25 protein-coding genes and 1 tRNA gene are annotated in these 20971 nt (G+C 65.8%); 11 read left to right on the top strand and 15 right to left on the bottom strand.

The window, feature by feature from the left end:
* Positions 1-24 precede the first annotated feature (24 nt).
* Entirely contained in the window at positions 25-588 is a 564-nt protein-coding gene (locus GL284_RS10905; protein WP_155044667.1) for a gamma-glutamylcyclotransferase, read from the bottom strand.
* A gap of 82 nt (positions 589-670) precedes the next feature.
* Between GL284_RS10905 and GL284_RS10900 the strand changes: the two genes are divergently transcribed.
* Positions 671-1723: a DUF2125 domain-containing protein gene (locus tag GL284_RS10900; RefSeq protein ID WP_155044666.1), complete on the top strand. Its 1053-nt coding sequence runs from the start codon at positions 671-673 to the stop codon at positions 1721-1723.
* On the opposite strand, the gene GL284_RS10895 is transcribed toward GL284_RS10900, so the two are convergent.
* The 11 genes from GL284_RS10895 to yajC form a co-directional block, all read right to left on the bottom strand.
* Positions 1720-2640: a prephenate/arogenate dehydrogenase family protein gene (locus GL284_RS10895; protein ID WP_155044665.1), complete on the bottom strand. Its 921-nt coding sequence runs from the start codon at positions 2638-2640 to the stop codon at positions 1720-1722. The two genes, GL284_RS10900 and GL284_RS10895, sit on opposite strands and share 4 nt — an antisense overlap.
* Positions 2637-3743: a histidinol-phosphate transaminase gene (gene hisC / locus GL284_RS10890; protein WP_155044664.1), complete on the bottom strand. Its 1107-nt coding sequence runs from the start codon at positions 3741-3743 to the stop codon at positions 2637-2639. Before hisC ends, GL284_RS10895 begins: the two co-directional genes overlap by 4 nt.
* A gap of 140 nt (positions 3744-3883) precedes the next feature.
* On the bottom strand, positions 3884-4402 hold the full coding sequence (locus GL284_RS10885; protein WP_155044770.1) for a DsbE family thiol:disulfide interchange protein: 519 nt from the start codon (positions 4400-4402) through the stop codon (positions 3884-3886).
* A 13-nt stretch (positions 4403-4415) separates the two neighbouring features.
* On the bottom strand, positions 4416-4559 hold the full coding sequence (gene ccmD / locus GL284_RS10880; protein WP_155044663.1) for a heme exporter protein CcmD: 144 nt from the start codon (positions 4557-4559) through the stop codon (positions 4416-4418).
* Entirely contained in the window at positions 4556-5281 is a 726-nt protein-coding gene (locus GL284_RS10875; RefSeq protein WP_155044662.1) for a heme ABC transporter permease, read from the bottom strand. Before GL284_RS10875 ends, ccmD begins: the two co-directional genes overlap by 4 nt.
* A gap of 52 nt (positions 5282-5333) precedes the next feature.
* Positions 5334-5990, bottom strand: a complete 657-nt coding sequence (ccmB, locus tag GL284_RS10870; protein WP_155044661.1) for a heme exporter protein CcmB — start codon at positions 5988-5990, stop codon at positions 5334-5336.
* Positions 5987-6607, bottom strand: a complete 621-nt coding sequence (gene ccmA, locus GL284_RS10865; RefSeq protein ID WP_155044660.1) for a heme ABC exporter ATP-binding protein CcmA — start codon at positions 6605-6607, stop codon at positions 5987-5989. The genes ccmB and ccmA overlap by 4 nt, the downstream gene beginning before the upstream one ends.
* Positions 6604-6963, bottom strand: coding sequence for an Mth938-like domain-containing protein (locus tag GL284_RS10860; RefSeq protein ID WP_155044659.1), 360 nt, complete (start codon positions 6961-6963; stop codon positions 6604-6606). The genes ccmA and GL284_RS10860 overlap by 4 nt, the downstream gene beginning before the upstream one ends.
* Positions 6963-7958, bottom strand: coding sequence for a protein translocase subunit SecF (gene secF, locus GL284_RS10855; RefSeq protein WP_155044658.1), 996 nt, complete (start codon positions 7956-7958; stop codon positions 6963-6965). The genes GL284_RS10860 and secF overlap by 1 nt, the downstream gene beginning before the upstream one ends.
* Before the next feature lie 13 nt (positions 7959-7971).
* Entirely contained in the window at positions 7972-9636 is a 1665-nt protein-coding gene (gene secD, locus GL284_RS10850; protein WP_155044657.1) for a protein translocase subunit SecD, read from the bottom strand.
* Between the two features lie 11 nt (positions 9637-9647).
* Positions 9648-9980 carry a preprotein translocase subunit YajC gene (gene yajC, locus GL284_RS10845; protein WP_155044656.1) on the bottom strand — a complete coding sequence of 111 codons (333 nt, stop codon included), beginning with the start codon at positions 9978-9980 and terminating at the stop codon, positions 9648-9650.
* 202 nt (positions 9981-10182) lie between these two features.
* Between yajC and mazG the strand changes: the two genes are divergently transcribed.
* Positions 10183-11016: a nucleoside triphosphate pyrophosphohydrolase gene (gene mazG / locus GL284_RS10840; RefSeq protein ID WP_155044655.1), complete on the top strand. Its 834-nt coding sequence runs from the start codon at positions 10183-10185 to the stop codon at positions 11014-11016.
* On the opposite strand, the gene dusA is transcribed toward mazG, so the two are convergent.
* On the bottom strand, positions 11013-12059 hold the full coding sequence (dusA, locus tag GL284_RS10835) for a tRNA dihydrouridine(20/20a) synthase DusA (protein ID WP_155044654.1): 1047 nt from the start codon (positions 12057-12059) through the stop codon (positions 11013-11015). The two genes, mazG and dusA, sit on opposite strands and share 4 nt — an antisense overlap.
* Positions 12060-12364: 305 nt before the next feature.
* Between dusA and GL284_RS10830 the strand changes: the two genes are divergently transcribed.
* From GL284_RS10830 to GL284_RS10795, 8 genes are all read left to right on the top strand, one after another.
* Positions 12365-12628: a hypothetical protein gene (locus GL284_RS10830; RefSeq protein WP_155044653.1), complete on the top strand. Its 264-nt coding sequence runs from the start codon at positions 12365-12367 to the stop codon at positions 12626-12628.
* 282 nt (positions 12629-12910) lie between these two features.
* Positions 12911-13117: a cold-shock protein gene (locus GL284_RS10825; RefSeq protein ID WP_155044652.1), complete on the top strand. Its 207-nt coding sequence runs from the start codon at positions 12911-12913 to the stop codon at positions 13115-13117.
* Between the two features lie 402 nt (positions 13118-13519).
* On the top strand, positions 13520-14407 hold the full coding sequence (locus GL284_RS10820) for an alpha/beta hydrolase (protein ID WP_155044651.1): 888 nt from the start codon (positions 13520-13522) through the stop codon (positions 14405-14407).
* 6 nt (positions 14408-14413) lie between these two features.
* Positions 14414-14623, top strand: a complete 210-nt coding sequence (locus tag GL284_RS10815) for a hypothetical protein (RefSeq protein ID WP_155044650.1) — start codon at positions 14414-14416, stop codon at positions 14621-14623.
* A gap of 153 nt (positions 14624-14776) precedes the next feature.
* Entirely contained in the window at positions 14777-14935 is a 159-nt protein-coding gene (locus tag GL284_RS10810) for a hypothetical protein (RefSeq protein WP_155044649.1), read from the top strand.
* Positions 14936-15223: 288 nt separating this feature from the next.
* On the top strand, positions 15224-15457 hold the full coding sequence (locus GL284_RS10805; RefSeq protein ID WP_155044648.1) for a hypothetical protein: 234 nt from the start codon (positions 15224-15226) through the stop codon (positions 15455-15457).
* A gap of 145 nt (positions 15458-15602) precedes the next feature.
* A complete protein-coding gene (locus GL284_RS10800) occupies positions 15603-16841 on the top strand; it encodes a DUF2254 domain-containing protein (RefSeq protein ID WP_155044647.1) in 1239 nt (412 codons plus the stop codon).
* A gap of 99 nt (positions 16842-16940) precedes the next feature.
* On the top strand, positions 16941-17309 hold the full coding sequence (locus GL284_RS10795) for a cupin domain-containing protein (protein WP_155044646.1): 369 nt from the start codon (positions 16941-16943) through the stop codon (positions 17307-17309).
* Between the two features lie 64 nt (positions 17310-17373).
* Here GL284_RS10795 and GL284_RS10790 read toward each other — a convergent pair.
* Together GL284_RS10790 and GL284_RS10785 are read right to left on the bottom strand one after the other, a co-directional pair.
* Positions 17374-17449 (bottom strand) — tRNA-Val (locus tag GL284_RS10790).
* 46 nt (positions 17450-17495) lie between these two features.
* Positions 17496-18362 carry an NAD(P)-dependent oxidoreductase gene (locus GL284_RS10785; protein ID WP_155044645.1) on the bottom strand — a complete coding sequence of 289 codons (867 nt, stop codon included), beginning with the start codon at positions 18360-18362 and terminating at the stop codon, positions 17496-17498.
* A gap of 135 nt (positions 18363-18497) precedes the next feature.
* Here GL284_RS10785 and GL284_RS10780 point away from each other — a divergent pair, with 135 nt between their 5' ends.
* A complete protein-coding gene (locus GL284_RS10780) occupies positions 18498-20957 on the top strand; it encodes a penicillin acylase family protein (RefSeq protein ID WP_155044644.1) in 2460 nt (819 codons plus the stop codon).
* The last annotated feature ends 14 nt before the right edge of the window (positions 20958-20971 follow it).

Below are 20971 nucleotides of genomic sequence, written 5' to 3'. Positions count from 1 at the left end.
TCGAAAACATTTGACGCGAAAGGCTTACCGCTGCCCGGCCTGCGCGCCCCGGATCGCGGCCACACGGCGCGCCAGTTCGGCAATATCGGGATCGTCGATGCCCAGTGTGCCCAGATGTGCGGCGGTGTTCATCAGGTAATCGGCATTCGGCCCCCGCCCGCCGACAGAACGCGCGATGATCTGCGCCTGCTGATCCAGATCCAGATCCCGGCAATATTGCGCGTGATCCTGTCGCATCACATAGGCCACGGCCTCAACGGCGCGGCCATCCGCCAGCACCAGCGGCACCAGCCGCTCGGCATAGGCCTGCGTCGGCAATTCGCGTTCGCGCAGCCCCGCCAGCACCGTGTCCCAGTCGCGGGCCAGAACGCCAAGCGCCAGCCCCAGACAATGCGTGCCCGGCTCCTCGTCCAGCGCCAGCACCAGCCCCGGTGCGTCAGGCGTGCCGCGATGCACCACGGATTGCATGCAAAAGCGCCGGGCAAAGCCCTCAAGCCGCGCGATCTGGCGGGTGGCGACCGGGAAATCCGGCTGCCACATCAAGGATCCATAGGCAAAGACCCATGCCTTTGGCTGTTCGTCGCGCATATCTGCCGCCCTTTCCCTTGGTCCCGGTTTAGGACAGGATGCCGCGCGATCCAAGTCGTCTGACCAGCCATCGGGGAATACCATGCGCCGCCTTCTGTCCTTGCTGCTGCTTCTGGCCCTGCTGCTGGCGGGGGCGTGGATCGGCGGCGAAACCTATGCCGCCGCGCAACTGCGCCAGCTTTCGGCCGCGGGCCTTGGCTTTCAGGCGCAAAGCGTTGCGCCGCTGCGCAACCTGCACCGCATCGGCATCCGCCTTCAGGACCCGCAGATCCAGACCACATTCGGCCGGATCGAGGCGCCGCAGGCGGTGATCTCGGTCCTTCCGCTGAACCCGATGCGCGCCCGGTTGCAACTGCCCCCGACGCTGGCGCTGGATCTGGGCCAAGGCCCGATGCCGCTGGACCTGACCGATCCCCGCATCGAGACCCGGTTGCAACCGCTGGCGGGCTTTGCGCCGCGATGGGCGCATCTTTCATCCGGGCCGGTGGCGCTGGATGGCAGGCCGCTGGCTTCGGGGCTGTCGGTCGATGCCCGGATGGCGGCTCTGGATGCCAAGGCGCCACAGGATGCGGCGGCGGCCTATGACGTGACATGGCGGCTGGACCAGTTCGACCCCACCGCCTTTCCGCAACTGGCGGACATGGCCGATGGTATCGGCGGTGCGGGTCCGGTGATGTTTCAGGGCAAGGGCCGGGTCTGGCTGGACACCGCGCCGACGCCCGCCGCCTTGGCCGCGATCCCCGCCCCGATGCCCAACGCCCTGCGCATCGATGAGGCCAAGCTGAGCATCGGCAGGCTGACCGCGCGCGTCATCGGCCAGATCCGGCCGGACGATCAGGGACGCGCGACCGGGGCGCTTGCCCTCTATTCCCGCGACGCGACCCCCATGCTGGAGGCGGCGGGGGATTCCGGGCTGATCCCGAAAAACGCCGTGCGGCTGGCCGGGGCGATGATCCGCTCGATCTCGGCCATGCCCATGCCGGGCGAACAGACGGATGGCGCGCCTGCCGCGCCCGGCGCGATGACCTATCCCCGCCCGGAGCCGGGCGAGTTGCGCCTGCCGCTGATCATGGCCGATGGCCGCATGTCGCTGGGGCCGATCCCGCTGGGACCGGCACCGCAATTGCGGCCCTAGGGTTTCGGCACGCCGCGTCCGAAATCGGGTGCGGCGGTGTCCTGCCCGGCTTCGATGATGCCGCGACGGATCGCGCGGGTCCGGGTGAAATAGTCGTGCAGATGCGGGCCGTCGCCCATGCGGATGGCGCGTTGCAGCACGAACAATTCCTCGGTGAAGCGGCCAAGGATGTCCAGAACCGCCTCTCTGTTTTGCAAGAACACATCGCGCCACATGGTCGGGTCCGAGGCAGCAATGCGGGTGAAATCGCGAAACCCGGCGGCGGAATATTGCACCACTTCCGATTCCGTGACCCGCTTCAGATGATCGGCGACGCCCACCATCGTATAGGCGATCAGATGCGGGGTGTGGCTGGTCACCGCCAAGACCAGATCGTGATGCTGCGCATCCATGCGTTCGGTCTTGGCCCCCATGGCCTGCACCAGCCCCTCCAGCCGGACGATGGCAGCCTCGTCGCAGCCCTCGGCCGGGGTGAACAGCCACCAGCGGTTCTGATACAGGCTGGCAAACCCGGCCTTGGGCCCGGAATGTTCGGTCCCCGCCAAGGGGTGGCCCGGTACGAAATGCACGCCCTCGGGGATATGCGGCGCCACGGCCTGAATCACGGCCTGCTTGACCGAGCCCACATCCGTCACCGTCGCCCCCGGCTTCAGATGCGGCGCAATCTCGGCGGCAACGGCATCCATCGCGCCGACCGGAACCGCCAGCACGATCAGATCGGCGCCCTGAACCGCCTCGGCAGCGGTGGCAAAGACCTGATCAACCAGCCCGATCTCCAGCGCGGTATCCCGCGTCTCGGCACTGCGGGCATGGCCGACGATGGAGCCGGCAAGCCCCTTTTCGCGCATGGCCAAGGCCATCGACCCGGCAATCAGCCCCAGACCGATCAGCGCCACGCGGTCATAGATCACGCTCATGCGGATGCCCCCGCGCGCTCGGCCATGAACTGGCCGATGACATGGGCCACGCGGCGGCAGGATGCCTCGTCGCCGACGGTGATGCGCAGGCACTGCGGCAGGCCGTAGCCCGCCACCAGCCGCACGATCAGGCCCTGCGCCTTCAGCGCCTCGTCACAGGCTTTGGCGATCGTCTCATCGGCAAAGCGCGCCAGAATGAAATTGGCGCAGGACGTGTCCGAGGGCACGCCCTTCTCGGCCAGCGCCTCGGCCAGCCAGGCCCGCATCCGGGCGTTTTCCGACTGGCAGCGCGCGATGTGGTCACGGTCACGCATGGCGGCCTCGGCAGCGTCCAGTGCGGGTTGCGACAGGTTGAACGGACCGCGGATGCGGTTCAGCACGTCGATGATCTCGCGCGGGCCATAGCCCCAGCCGACGCGCAACCCGCCCAGACCATAGATCTTGGAAAATGTCCGCGTCATCACGACATTGGGCAGCCGCGTCGCCAGATCGGCACCGCCATCATAGCCCTCGACATATTCCGCATAGGCCGCATCCACGACCAGAATGGCCTGCGGCACGGCCCGCGCCAGCCGCTCCAGTTCGGGCAGGCCGATCATCGTGCCGGTCGGGTTGTTCGGGTTCGCCACGAAAACCAGCCGCGTGCGCGGGCTCGCCCCGGCGATCAGCGCATCGATATCGGTCACGCGGTCGCGCTCGGCCACCTGCACCGGGGTCGCACCTGCCGCAAGGGCGCTGATGCGATACATCAGAAACCCGTGCTCGGTGAACAGAACCTCGGTGCCCGGCCCGGCATAGGCCTGACACAGAAAATGGATGATCTCGTCCGAGCCGACACCGCAGATGATGCGCTCGGGATCCAGCCCATGCACCTCGCCGATGGCGGCGCGCAGGCTGGCATGGTCGGTATTGGGATAGCGATGCAGCGCATGCGCCGCCCGCACCAGCGCCTCGCGCGCCTTGTCCGAAGGGCCGAACGGGTTTTCATTGGACGAGAGCTTCACCACATTCTCGATCCCGGCCACCTTGGCGGCACCGCCCTGATACAGGGCGATCTCCATGATGCCGGGTTGCGGAGCGATGGTCGGTTGGTTCTGCGACATTTCGGGCCTCTCTCAAGCCCGCATCTCTTAGCCCCGGCAACCTGACAAGGAAAGCCAATTCACCGCAGCCGGGCGGCTCGCCCCGGCTTCCTTGTTTTTCAAATACCCATATGGCGGCGCAACTGGCGCGGCGTGGCGCATCACTCGGCAGCGCGTGCCTTCTCAAGTTCGGGCATGAAGATATTGTCCAGATTGCCCGCGATCAGCGGCCCGGCAAAGCGGTAGACCACCTCGCCCTTGCCATTGACGATGAAGGTCTCGGGTGGCGCGGTCACGCCCCAGTCGATGGCGGTGCGGCCGCGCGGATCGGTGGCGATGGCGCGGAAGGGATCGCCATGGTCGTCCAGAAACCGCAGGGCCCCGGCCTCGGGATCCTTCAGATCGACGCCATAGACCGGCATTTGCTTCGACAGTTCCGTCAGCGTCGGATGCTCGGCGCGGCAGGGCGGGCACCAGCTGGCCCAGAAATTCACCAGCTTCAGCCCCGGCTCGCGCAGCATCGCATCGCTCAGTTGCACCTTGCCCGGCAAGGTGGTCTGCCCCAGCGCAGGCGCCGCCCGCCCCGCCATGGCCGAGGGGATGGCATCCGGGTCGTCGCGCATCAGCGCCCAGCCGGCCATGCCGGCGAAGGCCGCAAAGATCGCGACGGGCAGCAGCATCAGGGGGGACAGCCTAGCCACGGTTCTCATGCTCCTGCAGTGCGGCGCGGGCACGGGCATTCGCGCGAATGGTCTGCCCGATGATCCCGGCCAGCAGCAGCAGGCTGATGCCATAGGCCCACAGCACCGTGGCAGCGTATTTTCCAAGCTCGATCATGCGCGATGCTCCCGTGCCAGAAGGGCGGCCAGACGGCGATGGCGGATCTCGGTCCGGGCGCGCACCAGCACCAGCGCCAGAAACAGCAGGAAGAACCCCAGCATCGAGACGTAAAGCGGATATTTATAGACACTCGACATCCGCTCACCCGAAGCCACCGACAGCGACGCGCCCTGATGCAGCCCCTGATTCCAGAAATTCACCGCATAGCGCGACAGCAGCGCAAAGACCGAGCCGACCAGACACAGCACGCTGGTCAGATCGGCTGCGCTGTCGGGATCCTCGACCGCGGCCCACAGCGCCACATATCCCAGATAGAACAGGAACAGGATCAGGAATGAGGTCAGGCGCGGATCCCATTCCCACCACGTCCCCCACATCGGCTGGCCCCAGATCGCGCCCGTCAACAGCGCGATCAGCGCCATGACCGCACCGACGGGCGCTGCGGCCTTGGCCACCAGCGCGCTGACATGGTGGCGCCGGATCAGCCAGATCAGTGACGCGACCAGCATCATCAGCCAGCCATTGATCGCCATCAGCGCCGCAGGCACATGCAGGAAGATAATCTTGACGGTCGCGCCCTGCCGGTAATCCTGCGGGGTCAGAAAGCCCCAGACCACCCCGCCCACGCAACAGATCACCGCCCCCGCCACGATCCATGGCAGGACCGCGCCCGAGGCGCGCATGAACTTGACGGGGTTGGCATATTCCCAGATCGACATGGTTCGTTCCTAGCGTGAGGCGCGGGCTTGCTCAACCAGACTTACGTCGCGATCACCGCAGGTTGACGCGCAGGGCGGCGGCGGCGGCAAAGGGGATCAGCGCCAGAACCGCCAGCGTGATCGCCGCCAGAAAGACCAGCGGCGTTGCAAAATCAAGGCCCGCCGCCGCGCGGCGCACCGCCTCGGCCCCAAAGATCAGCGTTGGCATGTAAAGTGGCAGCACCAGCAGCGACAACAGCAAGCCCCCCCGGCGCAGACCCACCGTGACCGCCGCGCCGAAGGCCCCCAGCATCGACAAAGCGGGCGTGCCGATCAGCAAGGATGCCAGCAGCGCGCCGTAAGCCGTTCCCGGCAGATGCAACATGACCCCCAGCACCGGCGCAAAGACGACCAGCGGCAGGCCCGTGGTCAGCCAATGTGCAAGCGCCTTGATGGCGACCGTGCCCTCCAGCGGCAGCGGCGCGGTCGCCAGCAGATCCAGACTGCCATCCTCGTGATCCAGCGCGAAGATGCGGTCCAGCGACAACAGGCACGACAGCAGCGCCCCCACCCACAGGATGCCCGGCGCGATCGCCGCAAGCTGACCGCCCTGCGGTCCGACGCCAAAGGGCACCAGCGTGCACAGGATCAGAAAGAAGGCCAGCGCCAGCCCGAAGCCGCCGCCCGCGCGCAGGGCAAGGCGCAGATCGCGCAAAAGCAGCGCCGTCATCCGAATGCCTCGTTGAAACCCGCAGGGCGCGGCGTCGGGGCGGCGCTGGCGCGGTAGGGCGTCAGGTCCAGCACCTCGGCGTCCAGCCCCAGATCGATATGCGTGGCGATCAGCGCCGCACCGCCCTGCCCCAGATGCCGGCGCAGCATATCCGCAAAAAGCCCGACAGATGCGGCATCCAGCGACACGGTAGGTTCGTCCAGCAGCCAGACCCTGCGGCCCGTCACCAGCAACCGCGCAAGGCCAAGGCGGCGCTTCTGGCCTGCCGACAGCGCATGGGCCGGGCGCGCGGCCAGCGGCTGCAGCGCCATCGCGGCCAATGCCCCGGCGATGGGCGGACCGCCAAAGACCCGGCGCCAGAAATCAAGATTTTCGCGCGCGGTCAGCGCGGGCTTCAGCCCGTCGGCATGACCGGCATAGGCGGTATCCTCGCCCTCGATCAGGCCCGAGACCGGCTTTTGCAGCCCCGCCAAGGTGCGCAGAAGCGTGGTCTTGCCGATGCCGTTCGGTCCGCGCAGGATCAGGGCCCGGCCGGGATCCAGCTGAAAGGAAACGCCCTCCAGCGCGCGCAACCCGCCGCGAGCAACCGCCAGATCGCGCGCGGCCAGCAGGCTCATATCGGCAAAAGCGCGCAGGCGACGCGCCTGCCTTCGGACAGCGTGACATTATAGCTGCGTGCCGCCGAGGGCGTGTTCATCGGCTCGGCCATGATGTCCGCAGCCTCCAGCGCCTGAGCCAGCGCGCGCGGCGGAAAGGCCACATCCGCGCCCATGCCCAGAAACAGCACATCCACCTTGCCCGCCAGCGCCAGAAGCGCCGCGTGATCGTCGATCCCGGCCCAGGGCGCCATGCCGGTTTCGGTCACGATCACCGCGCCGTGATGCACCTTGCCGCCGACGCGGAAAAAGCCGGGGCCATAGCCGTCCACCGGCACGGCCCCGCCAAGGAATTCGGTCGGTGTCATCACCGACATCAGGGCGCGTCCCGGAAGGCGGCGGGAATGTCTTCGCCCGGCGCTTTTTCCTTTTTCTCGCCCGGCTTGGTCCAGTCGCGTTTGACGCCCAGCCACAGCACGATGTTCTTGGCGACATAGATCGTCGAGTAGCAGCCGACCAGCACGCCCCACAGCATCGCGATTACGAATTCGCGGATCACGTCGCCGCCAAAGATCAGCATGGCCCCCAGCGCGATGCTGGTCGTCACCGCCGTCATGATCGTGCGCGACAGGGTTTCGTTACAGGTCAGGTTCATCACGTCGATCAGCGGCATGTTCTTGAACTTGATCAGGTTCTCGCGCAGGCGGTCAAAGACCACGACCGTATCGTTGACCGAAAAGCCCAGCGTGGTCAGCAGCGCCGCGATGGTCGTCAGATCGAATTTCAGCTGGAACAGCGAAAACAGCCCGATGGTCAGCAGCACGTCATGCACGATCGACACGACCGCCCCCAGCGCGAACTGCCATTCGAACCGCAGCCAGATATAGAACATGATCCCCAGCGTCGCCGCGCCCACCGCATAGATCGCGGTCTTGATCAGCTCACCCGAGACCTTGGGGCCGACCGATTCGACGGCGGCGAATTTCACCTGCGGATCGACGGTCTGCAGCGCGGCCTGCACCTGATTAAGCTGTTCGGGCGTGACCGAGCCGGTTTCCTCGGTCGTGCCGATGCGGATCATCGCGACATGCTGGGTGGCGCCAAAGCTGGGATCGAACACCTCGGTGATCGAGACATCGCCAAGGTTCAGGCTGTCCAGCGCCTGCCGGTAATCCCCGACCTCGAAGGCGGTCGGGCTTTCGGTGCGGATCGTGGTGCCGCCCTTGAAGTCGATGCCGAAGTTCAGCCCCATCACCAGCGTGATGACAACGGATGCCACCATCGCAAAGCCCGACAGACCGAAGGTCAGCCATTGCCAGCGGAAGAAGTTGAAATGCGTGACGTCGGGGACGAGTTTCAGACGAAAGGCCATGTTCCTGCTCCCCTTACAGAATCAGTTCTTTGGGTTTGCGCCAGTCCAGCCACATCACGATCATCAACCGCGTGAAGAAGATGGCGGTAAAGACCGAGGTCACCAGACCGATGGTCAGCGTCACGGCAAAGCCCTTGACCGGGCCCGAGCCCAGAAAGAACATCACCATGGCCGCGATGAATGAGGTCACGTTGGCGTCGATGATGGCCGACATGGCTTCCTTGAAGCCGTCGTCGATGGCCTTGACCACCCGCTTTCCGCGCCGCAATTCCTCGCGGATGCGTTCATAGATGATGACGTTGGCATCGACCGCCGTGCCGACGGTCAGCACGATCCCGGCGATCCCCGGCAGCGTCAGCGTGGCCCCCATCATCGACATGACCGACAGGATCAGGATGACGTTCGTGACCACGGCGATCGAGGCAAACACCCCGAACAGCCCATAGCTGACGATCATATAGGCCACGACCGCCGCCGTCGCGATGACCGAGGACAGACGCCCCGCATCGATCGAATCCTGCCCCAGTTCCGGGCCGATGGTGCGTTCTTCAAGGAAGGTCATCTCGGCGGGCAGCGCACCCGCGCGCAGCAGGACCGCTAAGCGGGTCGAGCCGTCCACATCCATCGCCCCCGAGATCTGCCCCGATCCGGTGGTGATCGCCTGCCGGATGACCGGGGCGGAAATCACCTGATCGTCCAGCACGATGGCGAAGGGCTGGCCGATATTGGCCGAGGTATAGGCGCCGAAGCGTTTCGCCCCGGCCGGACCAAAGCGGAAATCGACCGCAGGCTGGCCGTTCTGGTCGAAGGCCGGGCGGGCGTCGGTCAGATCCTCGCCGGTGACGACGGGGTTGCTTTCCAGCGTGTAGAAGATCCCCGGCTCATCCATCGAGGGCAGGACGACCTGCCCCTGACCGGGCCGCGCATTGGCGTCGGTGGTGCGGCCGACAACCGGGTTGAAGGTCAGTTTCGCGGTGGTGCCGATCAGTTGCTTCAGCTCTTCGGCCGAACCGATGCCCGGCACCTGAATCAGGATGCGGTCGGCGCCCTGACGCATGATCGTCGGTTCGCGCGTGCCGACCTCGTCGATCCGGCGGCGAATGATCTCCAGCGATTGCTGCACGGTGCGGTCATCGGTGGCCGAACGCTCGGCATCCGACAGTTGCACGGTCAGGCGATTGCCGCTGCCGCTGATCGCCAGATCGCTTTGCCCTGCCCCGGTGATCGAGGTGACGGGCACGGCCAGACCGCGGGCGATTTCCACCGCGCGCGCCATCTGGGCCGGGTTGCTGATCTCGACGATCAGCTGCCCGTCGGGGGCCGCGACGCGGCGGACCGAGCCCACGGTGTCGCGCTGTGCGACCAGCGCGTCGCGCAGTTCTGGCCAAAGCGCGTCCATCCGCACCTTGTAGACATCCGCGACATGAACCTCGCCCAGAAGATGCGCGCCGCCGCGCAGGTCCAGACCCAGATTGACCAGCCCCGAGGGCAGCCAGTTGGGCCATGCGTCGCGCGCGGCGATATCCTCGGGGGTCTCGACGCCGCTGCGTTCGATATTCGCAATGGCATCGTTATGGCCTTCAACCTTGTTGTAGAACAGGTTGGGCATCGCAAAGGCAAATCCCAGGACAATCAGCCCCAGGATCAGCACGCGTTTCCATGTCGGGATGTGCAGCATCGGCAGCTAACTCAGCTGTTGGCGGCGACGGGCGCGGTTTTGGTCACGACGCCGGTGATCGACGACCGCACGACGCGGGTTTTCACGCCCGGTGCGATCTCGACTTCCAGCTCATTGTCGCGGACCGTGGTGACCTTGCCGATCAGCCCGCCCTGCGTGATGACCTCATCGCCTTTTTTCAGAGCCTCGACCATGCTGCGATGTTCCTTCATGCGCTTCTGCTGCGGCCGGATCATCAGGAAATACATGATGACGAAGATCAGGATCAGCGGCACGAAGGACGCGATGCTGGACATTCCAGAGGGCGCGGCGGCGGCCTGAGCATAGGCGGGGGTCACGAACATGAGGAGATCCCTTGTCGAATGGCTCCGGGCATCCCCCGGCGGAATTGGCGCGCACCCTAGCCGCGCGCCCGCAGGATGGCAAGAAAGCGCGGGATGACGAATGCGCCAGCGTGGCGGTTACTTTGGCCGTGGACATGGACGTGGACATGGCGGGCGCCCTGTGGCAGTCGGGGACCGGTTCGATCAGGAAAAAGGGCCGCCGATGGCCGAGGACGCACTTCACCCCGCACTTGCCGACCGCATCGACGATACCGGCATTCCGCGCCTGCTGGCGATCATGGCCGCGCTGCGCGATCCCAAGACCGGCTGCCCATGGGACATCGAACAAAGCTTTGCCACCATCGCGCCCTATACCATCGAAGAGGCGCATGAGGTCGCCGATGCCATCACCCGCGAGGCATGGGACGAACTGCCCGGAGAGCTGGGCGATCTGCTGTTGCAGGTGGTGTTTCACAGCCAGATGGCCGCCGAAGCCGGGCTGTTCGGGTTTCAGGATGTCGTGGCCGCGGTCTCCGACAAGATGGTGACGCGCCATCCGCATATCTTTGGCAGCGAATCCCGCGACAAATCCGCCGATCAGCAGGTCGCGGATTGGGAAACCATCAAGGCGCAGGAACGCGCGGGCAAGGCCGAACGCGGCGTGCTGGACGGCGTGGCGCTTGGCCTGCCCGGCCTGACCCGCGCGCTGAAGCTGCAAAACCGCGCCGCCCGCGTCGGCTTCGACTGGCCCGACCCGGATGACGTGCTGGCCAAGCTGCGCGAGGAATGCGACGAGCTGGTCGAGGCGCGCGACAGCGGCGATCAGGCGCATCTGACCGAGGAATTCGGCGATCTGCTGTTCGTCATGGCCAATCTGGCGCGGCATCTGAAGATCGACCCCGAAGAAGCCCTGCGCGCCGCCAACGCGAAATTCACCCGCCGCTTCCGGTCGATCGAGGCCGCGCTGGCCGCCCAAGGCCGCCGCCCCGAAGACAGCGATCTGGCCGAGATGGACGCGCTGTGGGATCAGGCCAAGGCGGCCGAACGTCAGGTCTAGGCCGTCAACGCGGCGGCCTGCGTCACCTCGGCCAGTGCTGCGTCATAGACCGCCAGCGCCGATGCGCGATCCGTGGCGCGCGACGCGCCCTCGGACAAGAGCCGCCGCCATCCCCGCGCGCCGGGCCGGCCATGAAACAGTCCCAGCATATGCCGCGAAAACTGATGCAGCCGCCCGCCGCCATCCAGATGCGCGGCGATGACCGGACGCATGGCCATGGCGGCCTCGACCGGGCAGGCAAAGCGCGGGGTCTGATCCCAAAGCGTATCCGCCGCACCCAGAATGTCCCACGGCTGGTGATAGGCCGCGCGGCCCACCATCACCCCATCCATGACCCCCAGATGACCGCGCACCTGATCCATCGCGGCGATGCCGCCATTGATCGACATGTGCAGATCGGCGAACTGCGCCTTCATCTGGTGGACCAGCGGATAGTCCAAGGGCGGGATCTCGCGGTTTTCCTTGGGCGAGAGGCCCTGTAGCCATGCCTTGCGCGCATGCACCGCGATGCGCCGGATGCCCGTGTCGCGCATCAGGGCGATGAAGCCCGGCAGCACGTCCTGCGGGATCTGGTCATCCACGCCGATGCGGCATTTGACCGTCACCTCGACGGGGCTGGCCTGCATCATCGCCGCCACGCAATCGGCCACAAGCTGCGGCGTGGTCATCAGCACCGCCCCGAAACAGCCCGACTGCACCCGGTCGCTGGGGCAGCCGACATTCAGGTTGATCTCATCATATCCCCAATCGGCGGCGATGCGCGTGGCCTCGGCCAGCATCGCCGGATCCGAGCCGCCAAGCTGCAAGGCCACCGGATGATCGCCCGCGTCATAATCCAGCAGCCGCGCTCGGTCGCCATGGATCACCGCCTGCGCCGTCACCATCTCGGTATAAAGCAGCGCGCGGCGGGACAGCATGCGGTGAAACACCCGGCAATTGCGGTCGGTCCAATCCATCATCGGCGCCACCGAAAGCCGCGCGGCGTCGGTGTCGCTGATGAAATTCGGGGTTCCGGCCTGCTTTAGCAACGTCCAAGGCTCCATGGTTTTAACGCGGTTCCTGCCGATCGGGCAGCAGGACCAAGGGCCGTCAGTCGGACGGCAAGGGCCTTCTATACCGCACCGATGCGCCTGATGCGAGAGCCCGCGCATGACCTTGCCCAAGGCGTCGTGCCGGGCCGTGTCGGTATCCTTCAGACGCGTGGACCGTGCCCTCGCACATGATGCTAAACCATGCAGTTCACGCCAAAGATGAAAAATACCAAGACAAAGCAGACGTTAACACTTGCTTTACCGATGCGATACTCCACTCTGGGTTGCATCATCACCCAGAATCCCCGAGGCAAATCATGCTTAGATATCTTGCGCCAGCCGCGTTGCTGGCAGCGTCCGGCTGCACCGATGTCAAACGCGCATACGAGACGCCCCCGGTCGCGGTCAGCACCGCGCAGGGCGCGGTCACATGCCAGCTTTACACGCCAAATGCCGTGCTTTGGGACCGCGCGCTCAGCAAACCGGCGACGATGAGCGACGCCGATGCCAACCGTCAGTGCCGGGCCGAGGGAGAGCTGCGGCGCGGGAAATCCGGGACAGGATCGCCGGACCCATCGTGATCGCAGCGTTCTGAGCGCGCATCTGCCAGCAATCGCTGGCCGCGCGACGATCAGGCCCATCCGCATGACGGCCTGAAAACCGCACGACGCAGCACCCGCCCCGTCATGCCGCAAGGCGCCGGGGCAAGTTTTGTTGCGAATTTGTCTTTGGTGGGTTAAGGCTTTCGACGCACCGTTTTTTCCTGCGCACCCTGTTGTCCTCCCGTTAGGCCTCAGTCTGCTGTGATCTGACCGAGCCAAGCCGCCGCATCCTGTGGGCGGCAACCTGAAAGGACAAACACGATGGCAAACGGCACCGTGAAATGGTTTAACCCCACCAAGGGATTTGGTTTCATCGCCCCCGAAGAGGGCGGACAGGACGTGTTCCTGCACATCTCGGCGGTTGAGCGCGCTGGCCTGGCATCGGTTCCCGATGGACAGAAGATCACCTTCGACATCGAGCGCGGCCGCGACGGTCGTCAATCGGCCACGAATATCGCGCTGGTCTGATCGCGCCTCAAGCCGATCCGACATAGCCCCCGGCGCCGCAACGCCGGGGGTTTTTTCGTTCTCAGACGGATCATTGGGGCCCACGGGGTCGCTGCAAAAGCTGCGCGACACGGGCATTGCAGGCTTTCAGTGTGGACGAACAGGACGCGGCCCGGCGACATGCCCGCAGCGCCAAGGCGCCGACCGAAACACGACCCGACCAAAAGACCGGCGGGCCAGCGGCAACGCCCGACCGGCACGGGGCCAGCGCCCCGTTACACGGCCAGCCGTTGTGCTGCGATCCCTGCCCCGCAGATCCAAGGTTTGCAGGTTGCAACGGCCCGACCCACAGAGTAACGCAAAGACCCACAAGATCCGCCAGCTTGCCGCCAGCCCGATCAGGTTACGCAAAGAAACAATGACATGAACCTTTGGCTTTCCCGGCGCGGTCTTCTGGCAAGCCTGCTTTCGGCCTGCGCCGTGTCGGCCACGCAAGCGCAAACCTCGACCCGCCAGCGCAATCGCGGCAATCAGCAACCCGCCGAGCAGATCGACGATCCGCTGGCCAGCCATTTCGACCTTGGCACGGGGGACGCGCGCTGGCGCGTCTTCGTCGGGCGCCCAAAGGTCGAACCGCCGCCGCAAGGCTATTCGGCGATTGTCGCGGTCGACGGCAATGCGACCTTCCCGATCCTTTGGCACCTGCGTCAGCAGATGGCCCCGGATGCGCCGGTCGTGCTGATTGCGGTCGGCTATCCGGTGGATGACAGGTTCGACACCACGCGCCGCTGGTTCGACCTGACCTCGCCGGGGAAACAGGCCGTGCCCGCACAGGAAGGCCGGCGCGGCCCCGGAGACCGACCGACCGGCGGACAGCAGGCGTTTCTGGATCTGATCGCCGGTCCCGTGCTGGATCAGGTGGGAAACACCCTGCCCCTGAACCGCGCCGACATCACCTTGTTCGGCCATTCGCTGGGTGGGCTGTTCGTGCTGAACGCGCTGTTCACGCGGCCCGAACTGTTCGCCCGCTACGCCGCCGCCGATCCGTCGACCTGGTGGAACGCGGACGAACCCCTGCGCGAGGCGCGGGCGTTTCGCGGTGGCATCCGGGCGGCGGGCGGGCAACTGCGTCCGGCAAAGCCGCTGCTGATCGCAAATTCCGGCCCGCGCGTTCCGGCGATTCTGGCGGAACTTTCAGGCATCGACGGGTTGGCGCTGATCCACCGCCCGCATCCCGATGAAAGCCATGGCTCGCTGATTTCTCCGGCCGCGCGGCAGGCGATGGCGCTGCATCTGGGGTTGGCTGAATAAACTCGCTTGGCGCGCGCGCGCGTGACGCTGGGCGCGGTGACCTGCCCGCGCCCGACCTTTCGCACCGCCGCAACGGGTGTCCGGAACATCCGCACCGATCAACGCGTTACACCAGACAACTGGAAACGGAGATTTCCCATGAAAGGCCTGATCGCTTGGTTTCTTGGCGTGCCGATTGTCGTCATCGTGCTGCTTTACGTCACGGGGATCTTCTGAACCCGCGATTTTTCCGGCATCGGCGCGGGGGCTAACCCGTGCCGATGTCGCAAGGGTAACCGGCAGTTGAATGCGCGGCGATTAATACACAGCAAGTCGCGGAACCGCCCGATCCGCCAGAGGTTACCTAACGGCAGCAAAGCAGGAAAAGCCATGCGTATCGATCTGACCCGCGATCCCCAAAAGCAACTGCAATGCGAAAACGACATCCTGCGCAAACGGGTCGCCTATCTTGAGGCCATGCTGGGCGTCACGCAGGCCGCCGAGGCCAATACGGATCGCGCGCCCGCCGCGTCTCCTCCGCCGACCTGACCTTCTGTCTTGCAGATCTGCAGCCGAAGGATGCGCCGCCCGCGCGTAACCGGCGCGGTAACAATGCACCCCAGAAACTCCGTGTCGCCCCATGCAGGAGGGCAATCCGTCTTGGCAATTCTGGCCAAATACAGACCGATGCCTGAATTTTGGCAGGAATACGCGGGAACTGCGCCACGCGGTGCGAAACAACACCGACGCGGCGTCAAATAAACTTGTTCGTTCAGATAAATCCGCTATGCCAGGTAGGTGCAGTCGCGCGGTGCGCGCGCGCAAAGGGAGACGCCGATGGATCAAGACAGCGAACATGAGAAAAACGAGCTGGACGAGTTGCGCCAGCGCGTCGCGGGGCTGGAAGATCTGGTGTTCACCCTGTCGATCTGGATGAAATCCTATGCGCTGTCGGTTGCGGCGGAAGAGCCGGAAGACCCGCGGCTGGTCGTGCAGCCCTTCAGCCTGACCGCCAAGCAGCGCGCGATCCTGCGATCGGTGATCCCGCCGGATTCCATCGCCCAGCGGTAAAACCGCGGTTCTGGACGTGACGGCCCGGTGACCGCATCCGCCATTCTGCGGGCCGATCTGCGCGGGGAACTTTAGCATTCTCTTTGACTTACGATCATGCCCCGCCGCATTTGGCGGCGCATGAAACCAGTCAAAGGCTTGTGAAATGACGAAATGGCGCTGGATCCTATCGCGACTGACACGGCGGGTCTGGCTGCGCACCAGCCTGATCGGGCTCATTGGCATTCTGACGGCGATTCTGGCGGCGGTGGTCGAACGCTATATCCCATGGTCGCTGCCCGGTCGGATCGGGGCGGATGCGGTCGGCGGGCTTTTGAACATCATCGCCTCCAGCATGTTGGCCGTCACCACGTTTTCGCTGTCGGTGATGACCTCGGCCTATGGCTCGGCCACGAACAATGTGACGCCCCGCGCCACCAAGCTGCTGATCGAGGACCGGGTGACGCAGAATGCGCTGTCGACCTTTATCGGCTCATTCCTGTTTGCCGTGGTCGGGCTGATCGTGCTTGCGACCGGATCTTACGGCGAACGCGGGCGGACGGTGCTGTTCTGCTTTACCATCGGCATCATCGGCCTGATCGTCATCTCGCTGCTGCGCTGGATCGACCACCTGACCCGTCTGGGCCGCGTCGGTGAGACGACGGGCCGTGTCGAGGACGCCGCGCGCAACGCCATCAAGGCCCGTATCGCCGAGCCGTTTCTGGGCTGTTCGCCGTTGCGGGGCGATCTGCCGCATCATCACGAGGTGGTATCCGAACAGGTCGGCTATCTGCAGCATATCGACACGGCGGCGCTGCAGGGTTTTGCCGAGGATCAGGACATCCAGATCTCGGTTCCGGTGCTGCCTGGCAGCTTCATCTATGACGGCACGGTGCTGGCGCGGCTGTCGCGCGGTGTGAAGGATGCGGACAAGATCCGCGCATGTTTCACCATCGGCGACGAACGCAGCTTCGATCAGGACCCGCGCTTCGGCATGGTGGTGATGACCGAGATCGCCTCGCGCGCGCTGTCCTCGGCCACCAACGATCCGGGCACCGCGCTGGACGTGATCGGGCGGTCCACGCGGCTGCTGACGATCTGGGCCAAACGCGACCAGCACCAGCCCAAGCCGCGCCATCCCCGCATCTTCGTCACGCCGCTGCGGGATGCGGACATGCTGGAGGACGCCTTCATGCTGATCGCCCGCGACGGCGCAGGGCTGATCGAGGTGCAGTTGCGCCTGCAAAAATCGCTGGCAGCGCTTGGCAGGCTGGGAAACGCGGATTTCCGCAAAGCCGTCGCCGATCAGGCGGCGCTGGCGGCGGCCCGCGCGCAAGAGGCCTTGCCGATGCAGATCGAACGCGACCAGCTGTCACGCCTGCGTCAAAGTCCTCCCGCCCCGTGATCCGGACGCTGGCTGACGATCCGGCATGTCAGGCAAATTGCCATCCGCGACGCCGTATGAAACACGGATCACGCAAGTCGCAATGGCAAGAGGACCAGCATGACCTACGCTCCCATCACGATATCGGCCAAATTCGATCTGTTCTCGGAACAGTGGCAGCCCAAGGTCATCGCCGAGATGAACGACTACCAGTTCAAGCTGGTCCGGCTGCAGGGCGATTTCGTCTGGCACAGCCACGCCGATACCGATGAGACTTTCATCGTTCTACATGGCCAGCTTCGGATCGATTTTCGCGATGGCGCGGTCGAGTTGAAAGCGGGTGACATGTTCGTGGTCCCCAAGGGCAAGGAACACAAACCCTATGCCGCGACCGAGGCGCAGGTCATGCTGATCGAGCCGCGCGGCGTGGCCAATACCGGCGACCTTGCCGCGGGCGAACGCACCGCGTCGAATGATGTGTGGGTCTGACCGGGCGATCCTGCGAGCGGCGACGGTCCTGCATGACAGCCGCCTCGCATCCTCAAGGGGGATATGGTGGGCGGTGAGGGACTCGAACCCCCGACATCTTCGGTGTAAACGAAGCGCTCTACCAACTGAGCTAACCGCCCGCCCTTCGCGGCTCTTAGCGCGAAGCGCGGGCGGGTTGCAAGCGGCTCAGCGCCGAAGCCGCGCGATCAGCGCCGAGGTGTCCCAGCGCCCGCCGCCCATCTGCTGCACCTCTTTGTAGAACTGGTCGACAAGCGCCGTCACCGGCAGGCTGGCGCCGTTTTCATCTGCGGTCTGCAGGCAGATGCCCAGATCCTTGCGCATCCAGTCCACAGCGAAGCCGAAATCGAAGCGATTCTCGGCCATGGTCTGATGACGGGCCTGCATCTGCCAGCTGCCTGCCGCGCCCTGACTGATGACCTCGACCACCTCGGGGATGGAAAGCCCGGCCTTCTCGGCGAAGTTCAGCGATTCCGACAGGCCCTGCACCACACCGGCGATGGCGATCTGGTTGCACATCTTGGTCAATTGCCCCGCGCCCGAGGGCCCCATCAGGCGGCAGATCTTGGCATAGGCGGCGATCACCGGCTCGGCCGCAGCATAATCCGCGGCCGAGCCGCCGCACATCACCGAAAGCTGGCCATTCTCGGCCCCGGCCTGCCCGCCCGAGACCGGCGCATCCAGAAAGCCAAAGCCCTGTTCGCCGGCAATCGCCGACAATTCCCGCGTGACCGCAGCCGAGACGGTGGTGTGATCGACAAAGACCGCGCCCGCCGCCATGCCTGCAAACGCGCCATCGGGGCCGGTGCAGACCTGCCGCAGATCATCGTCATTGCCGACGCAGGCCATGACGAATTCAGCACCCTCGGCGGCTTCGGCCGCGGTGGTGGCGACCTGACCGGGGTGCTTTTCCACCCAAAGCGCGGCTTTTGCAGGGCTGCGGTTCCAGACCGTGACCTGATGGCCTTGTGCCGCCAGATGACCGGCCATTGGAAAGCCCATGACGCCAAGTCCCAGAAATGCAACGCGTGCCATCAAATTCTCCTTGAGCTTGTGAAAGGCGCGTTGATCCGGGACGCGCCCTGTCCTATGCAACCCGATGAATTCCATCACCTGCCGCGGGGGTCAACACCTCTGCGCGCCCCAAGCTCGGGACTGCGCCCTTTTCCCATGGTGACACTTTTCCGCTGGCTTGTGCGCCTGACGGTGGCCCTGATCGCAATCGGCCTGCTGATGGGCGTGCTGGCATGGTATTTTGCCGTGCGCTCTTTGCCCGATTACGGCGCGACCTATTCCGTGCCGGGCATCGCCCAGCCGGTCGAGATCGTGCGCACCACCGAAGACGTGCCGCATATCTTCGGCAGCTCGGATCGCGACGTGTTTTTTGCGCTGGGGATGGTCCATGCGCAGGACCGGCTGTTTCAGATGAACGTGCTGCGCCGTGCGGCTCAGGGGCGGCTGGCCGAGATCTATGGCCCCGGCGCGGCTGGCGCGGACGATCTGGCGCGCAGGCTGGGGCTTTACCGCAATGCCCGCGCCTCGCTTGAGGCGCAGACGCCGGACACCATGCAGGCGCTGCGCGCCTATGCCGATGGGGTGAATGCGTGGATCCATCAGGTGAACCTTGGCGCGCGCGGGCGTGGCGCGCCGGAGCTGTTCCTGTTTCCCGACGACATCTCATACTGGGAGCCCGCGGATTCGCTGGCGATCCTGAAGCTGCTGGCCGCAAGCTCGACCGTGCAGCTGCGCCGCGAGGTGCTGCGCGCCCGCCTGTCGCTGATCGCGCCGCAGCGCGGGCAGGACTTGCTGGCCGCCCCGAATGAGCCGCCTTTGCCCGGCTATGCCGCGATGTTTTCCGGCGATCAGTTCACCGGGGCCGAACGGCGCGGCGCCCAGCCCGACTGGGCCAGCCAGCTTGCCGGATATCTGGCCCCGTCGCTGGGCGCATCGGCCAATGGCTGGGCGGCGGCGGCGCAGCGCACGGCAGCGGGCGGCGCCCTGCTGGCCAATGATCCGCAATTCGCGCTGACCGCGCCGGGGCTGTGGTATCTGGCGCGGATCGAGCTTGCCTCGGGCGGGGTCATCGGCGGCACCATACCGGGCATCCCGGCGGTGCTGTCGGGGCGCAATACCAAGCTTGCATGGGGGATCACGCCCGCGCAGATCGACGATCAGGACCTGTTCATCGAAGAGGTGCAGCCGGGCGACGCCAACCGCTATCGCGGCATTGATGGCTGGACCCAGTTCCAGACCCGGCAGGAAACCATCCGCATCGCCGGGGCCGAGCCGCGCCAGATCACCCTGCGCGACACCCAGAACGGCCCGGTGCTGCCCGGCATGCACTTGAACATCGACACGATCCTGCCCGCCGGTCATGTCGCGGCGCTGGCATGGACCGGCGGCTATGGCGGCGACAGTTCCATGAGCGCGCTGGTCGGGCTGATGCACGCCCAGACCCGTCAGGACGCAGCCCGCGTGCTGGGGGCGATGATCGCACCCGCGCTGGACGTGACGCTGGCCGATGCGGATGGCGTGGGCCAGGTCCGCGCCGGAGCCTTGCCGATCCGCGCAGCCAACAGCCCCTCGATGGGGCGGCTGCCGCAGCCCGGCTGGCTGCCCGAGGCGCGCTGGCAGGGCCTTGCCGCCGCCCCCGAAACGCTGACGCAACTGGCCCCCTCCACCGGCATCGTCGCCACGACCGGCGCGATCCTTCAGGGCGACACGGCGCAGGGCTATGACCGCTCGGGGCATTTCCGGCTGGACCGGCTGAGCCACCTGATCCAATCGCGCGAGGTGCATTCCCGCGACAGCTTCATCGCCGCGCAGAACGATATCGTCAGCCCGGTGGCGCGCGCGCTGCTGCCGCTGGTCGGCGCGGATCTGTGGTTCACCGGCGAGCCCGCGGCGCAGGGCACGCCCGAACGCCAGCGGCAGGACGCGCTGGCGCTTCTGGCCAATTGGGACGGCGCGATGAGCGAGCATCTGCCCGAGCCGCTGATCTATGCGGCATGGATGCGGGCCTTGCAGGACCGGATCGTGCGCGATGAGCTTGGCCCGCTTGCCGATGAACTGACCGAGCTTTACCCCGATTTCCTGATGCGCGTCTTCCGCAACGCCAATGGTGCCGGGGTGTGGTGCGACATCCGCCAGTCCACCCCCGTCGAAACCTGCACCGAGATCGCGCGTCAGGCGCTGGACGCGGTGCTGCTGGATCTGACCTCGCGCTTTGGACCCGATCTGGCAAGCTGGCGTTGGGGCGATCTGCACCGCGCGCGCCACGCCCATCCGGCGCTTGGCGATCTGCGCGGGCTGTCCTATCTGGTCAACCTGATCCAGCCCACCTCGGGCGGGTTTTCGACCATCGCGCAGGCAAGCGGGCTGGGTCATGGCGTCAATCCATGGCTCAACGTGCGCGGCGCGACCTATCGCGGCGTCTATGATCTGGCCGATCCCGACAGTTCGGTCTTCATCGTCTCGACCGGGCAATCGGGCCATCCGCTGTCGCGCCATTACGACGATCTGGCCGAGCTGTGGCGGCGGGGCGAATATATCCGCATGTCGCTGGACCCGGCACTGGCCCGCGCGGCCTCGGCAGGCATCACCCATCTGCAACCGGCACCGGGCGACTAGACGGGGCTTGCATC

The sequence above is a fragment of the Paracoccus shanxieyensis genome (assembly GCF_009711265.1).
GTDB lineage: Bacteria > Pseudomonadota > Alphaproteobacteria > Rhodobacterales > Rhodobacteraceae > Paracoccus > Paracoccus shanxieyensis.
This window is presented reverse-complemented; position numbering and strand designations above follow the sequence as displayed.

Excerpts from the sequence above, each read along its gene's own strand:
- ccmB (WP_155044661.1), bottom strand. The coding sequence starts at position 5,990 with ATGACGGCGCTGCTTTTGCGCGATCTGCGCCTTGCCCTGCGCGCGGGC.
- yajC (WP_155044656.1), bottom strand. The coding sequence starts at position 9,980 with ATGTTCGTGACCCCCGCCTATGCTCAGGCCGCCGCCGCGCCCTCTGGA.
- mazG (WP_155044655.1), top strand. The coding sequence starts at position 10,183 with ATGGCCGAGGACGCACTTCACCCCGCACTTGCCGACCGCATCGACGAT.
- dusA (WP_155044654.1), bottom strand. The coding sequence starts at position 12,059 with ATGGAGCCTTGGACGTTGCTAAAGCAGGCCGGAACCCCGAATTTCATC.
- secF (WP_155044658.1), bottom strand. The coding sequence starts at position 7,958 with ATGGCCTTTCGTCTGAAACTCGTCCCCGACGTCACGCATTTCAACTTC.
- GL284_RS10875 (WP_155044662.1), bottom strand. The coding sequence starts at position 5,281 with ATGTCGATCTGGGAATATGCCAACCCCGTCAAGTTCATGCGCGCCTCG.
- GL284_RS10810 (WP_155044649.1), top strand. The coding sequence starts at position 14,777 with ATGCGTATCGATCTGACCCGCGATCCCCAAAAGCAACTGCAATGCGAA.
- GL284_RS10825 (WP_155044652.1), top strand. The coding sequence starts at position 12,911 with ATGGCAAACGGCACCGTGAAATGGTTTAACCCCACCAAGGGATTTGGT.
- ccmD (WP_155044663.1), bottom strand. The coding sequence starts at position 4,559 with ATGATCGAGCTTGGAAAATACGCTGCCACGGTGCTGTGGGCCTATGGC.
- GL284_RS10895 (WP_155044665.1), bottom strand. The coding sequence starts at position 2,640 with ATGAGCGTGATCTATGACCGCGTGGCGCTGATCGGTCTGGGGCTGATT.
- GL284_RS10785 (WP_155044645.1), bottom strand. The coding sequence starts at position 18,362 with ATGGCACGCGTTGCATTTCTGGGACTTGGCGTCATGGGCTTTCCAATG.
- GL284_RS10805 (WP_155044648.1), top strand. The coding sequence starts at position 15,224 with ATGGATCAAGACAGCGAACATGAGAAAAACGAGCTGGACGAGTTGCGC.
- GL284_RS10900 (WP_155044666.1), top strand. The coding sequence starts at position 671 with ATGCGCCGCCTTCTGTCCTTGCTGCTGCTTCTGGCCCTGCTGCTGGCG.
- GL284_RS10885 (WP_155044770.1), bottom strand. The coding sequence starts at position 4,402 with ATGCTGCTGCCCGTCGCGATCTTTGCGGCCTTCGCCGGCATGGCCGGC.
- GL284_RS10795 (WP_155044646.1), top strand. The coding sequence starts at position 16,941 with ATGACCTACGCTCCCATCACGATATCGGCCAAATTCGATCTGTTCTCG.
- secD (WP_155044657.1), bottom strand. The coding sequence starts at position 9,636 with ATGCTGCACATCCCGACATGGAAACGCGTGCTGATCCTGGGGCTGATT.
- GL284_RS10820 (WP_155044651.1), top strand. The coding sequence starts at position 13,520 with ATGAACCTTTGGCTTTCCCGGCGCGGTCTTCTGGCAAGCCTGCTTTCG.
- GL284_RS10905 (WP_155044667.1), bottom strand. The coding sequence starts at position 588 with ATGCGCGACGAACAGCCAAAGGCATGGGTCTTTGCCTATGGATCCTTG.
- ccmA (WP_155044660.1), bottom strand. The coding sequence starts at position 6,607 with ATGAGCCTGCTGGCCGCGCGCGATCTGGCGGTTGCTCGCGGCGGGTTG.
- GL284_RS10860 (WP_155044659.1), bottom strand. The coding sequence starts at position 6,963 with ATGTCGGTGATGACACCGACCGAATTCCTTGGCGGGGCCGTGCCGGTG.
- hisC (WP_155044664.1), bottom strand. The coding sequence starts at position 3,743 with ATGTCGCAGAACCAACCGACCATCGCTCCGCAACCCGGCATCATGGAG.
- GL284_RS10830 (WP_155044653.1), top strand. The coding sequence starts at position 12,365 with ATGCTTAGATATCTTGCGCCAGCCGCGTTGCTGGCAGCGTCCGGCTGC.
- GL284_RS10780 (WP_155044644.1), top strand. The coding sequence starts at position 18,498 with ATGGTGACACTTTTCCGCTGGCTTGTGCGCCTGACGGTGGCCCTGATC.
- GL284_RS10800 (WP_155044647.1), top strand. The coding sequence starts at position 15,603 with ATGACGAAATGGCGCTGGATCCTATCGCGACTGACACGGCGGGTCTGG.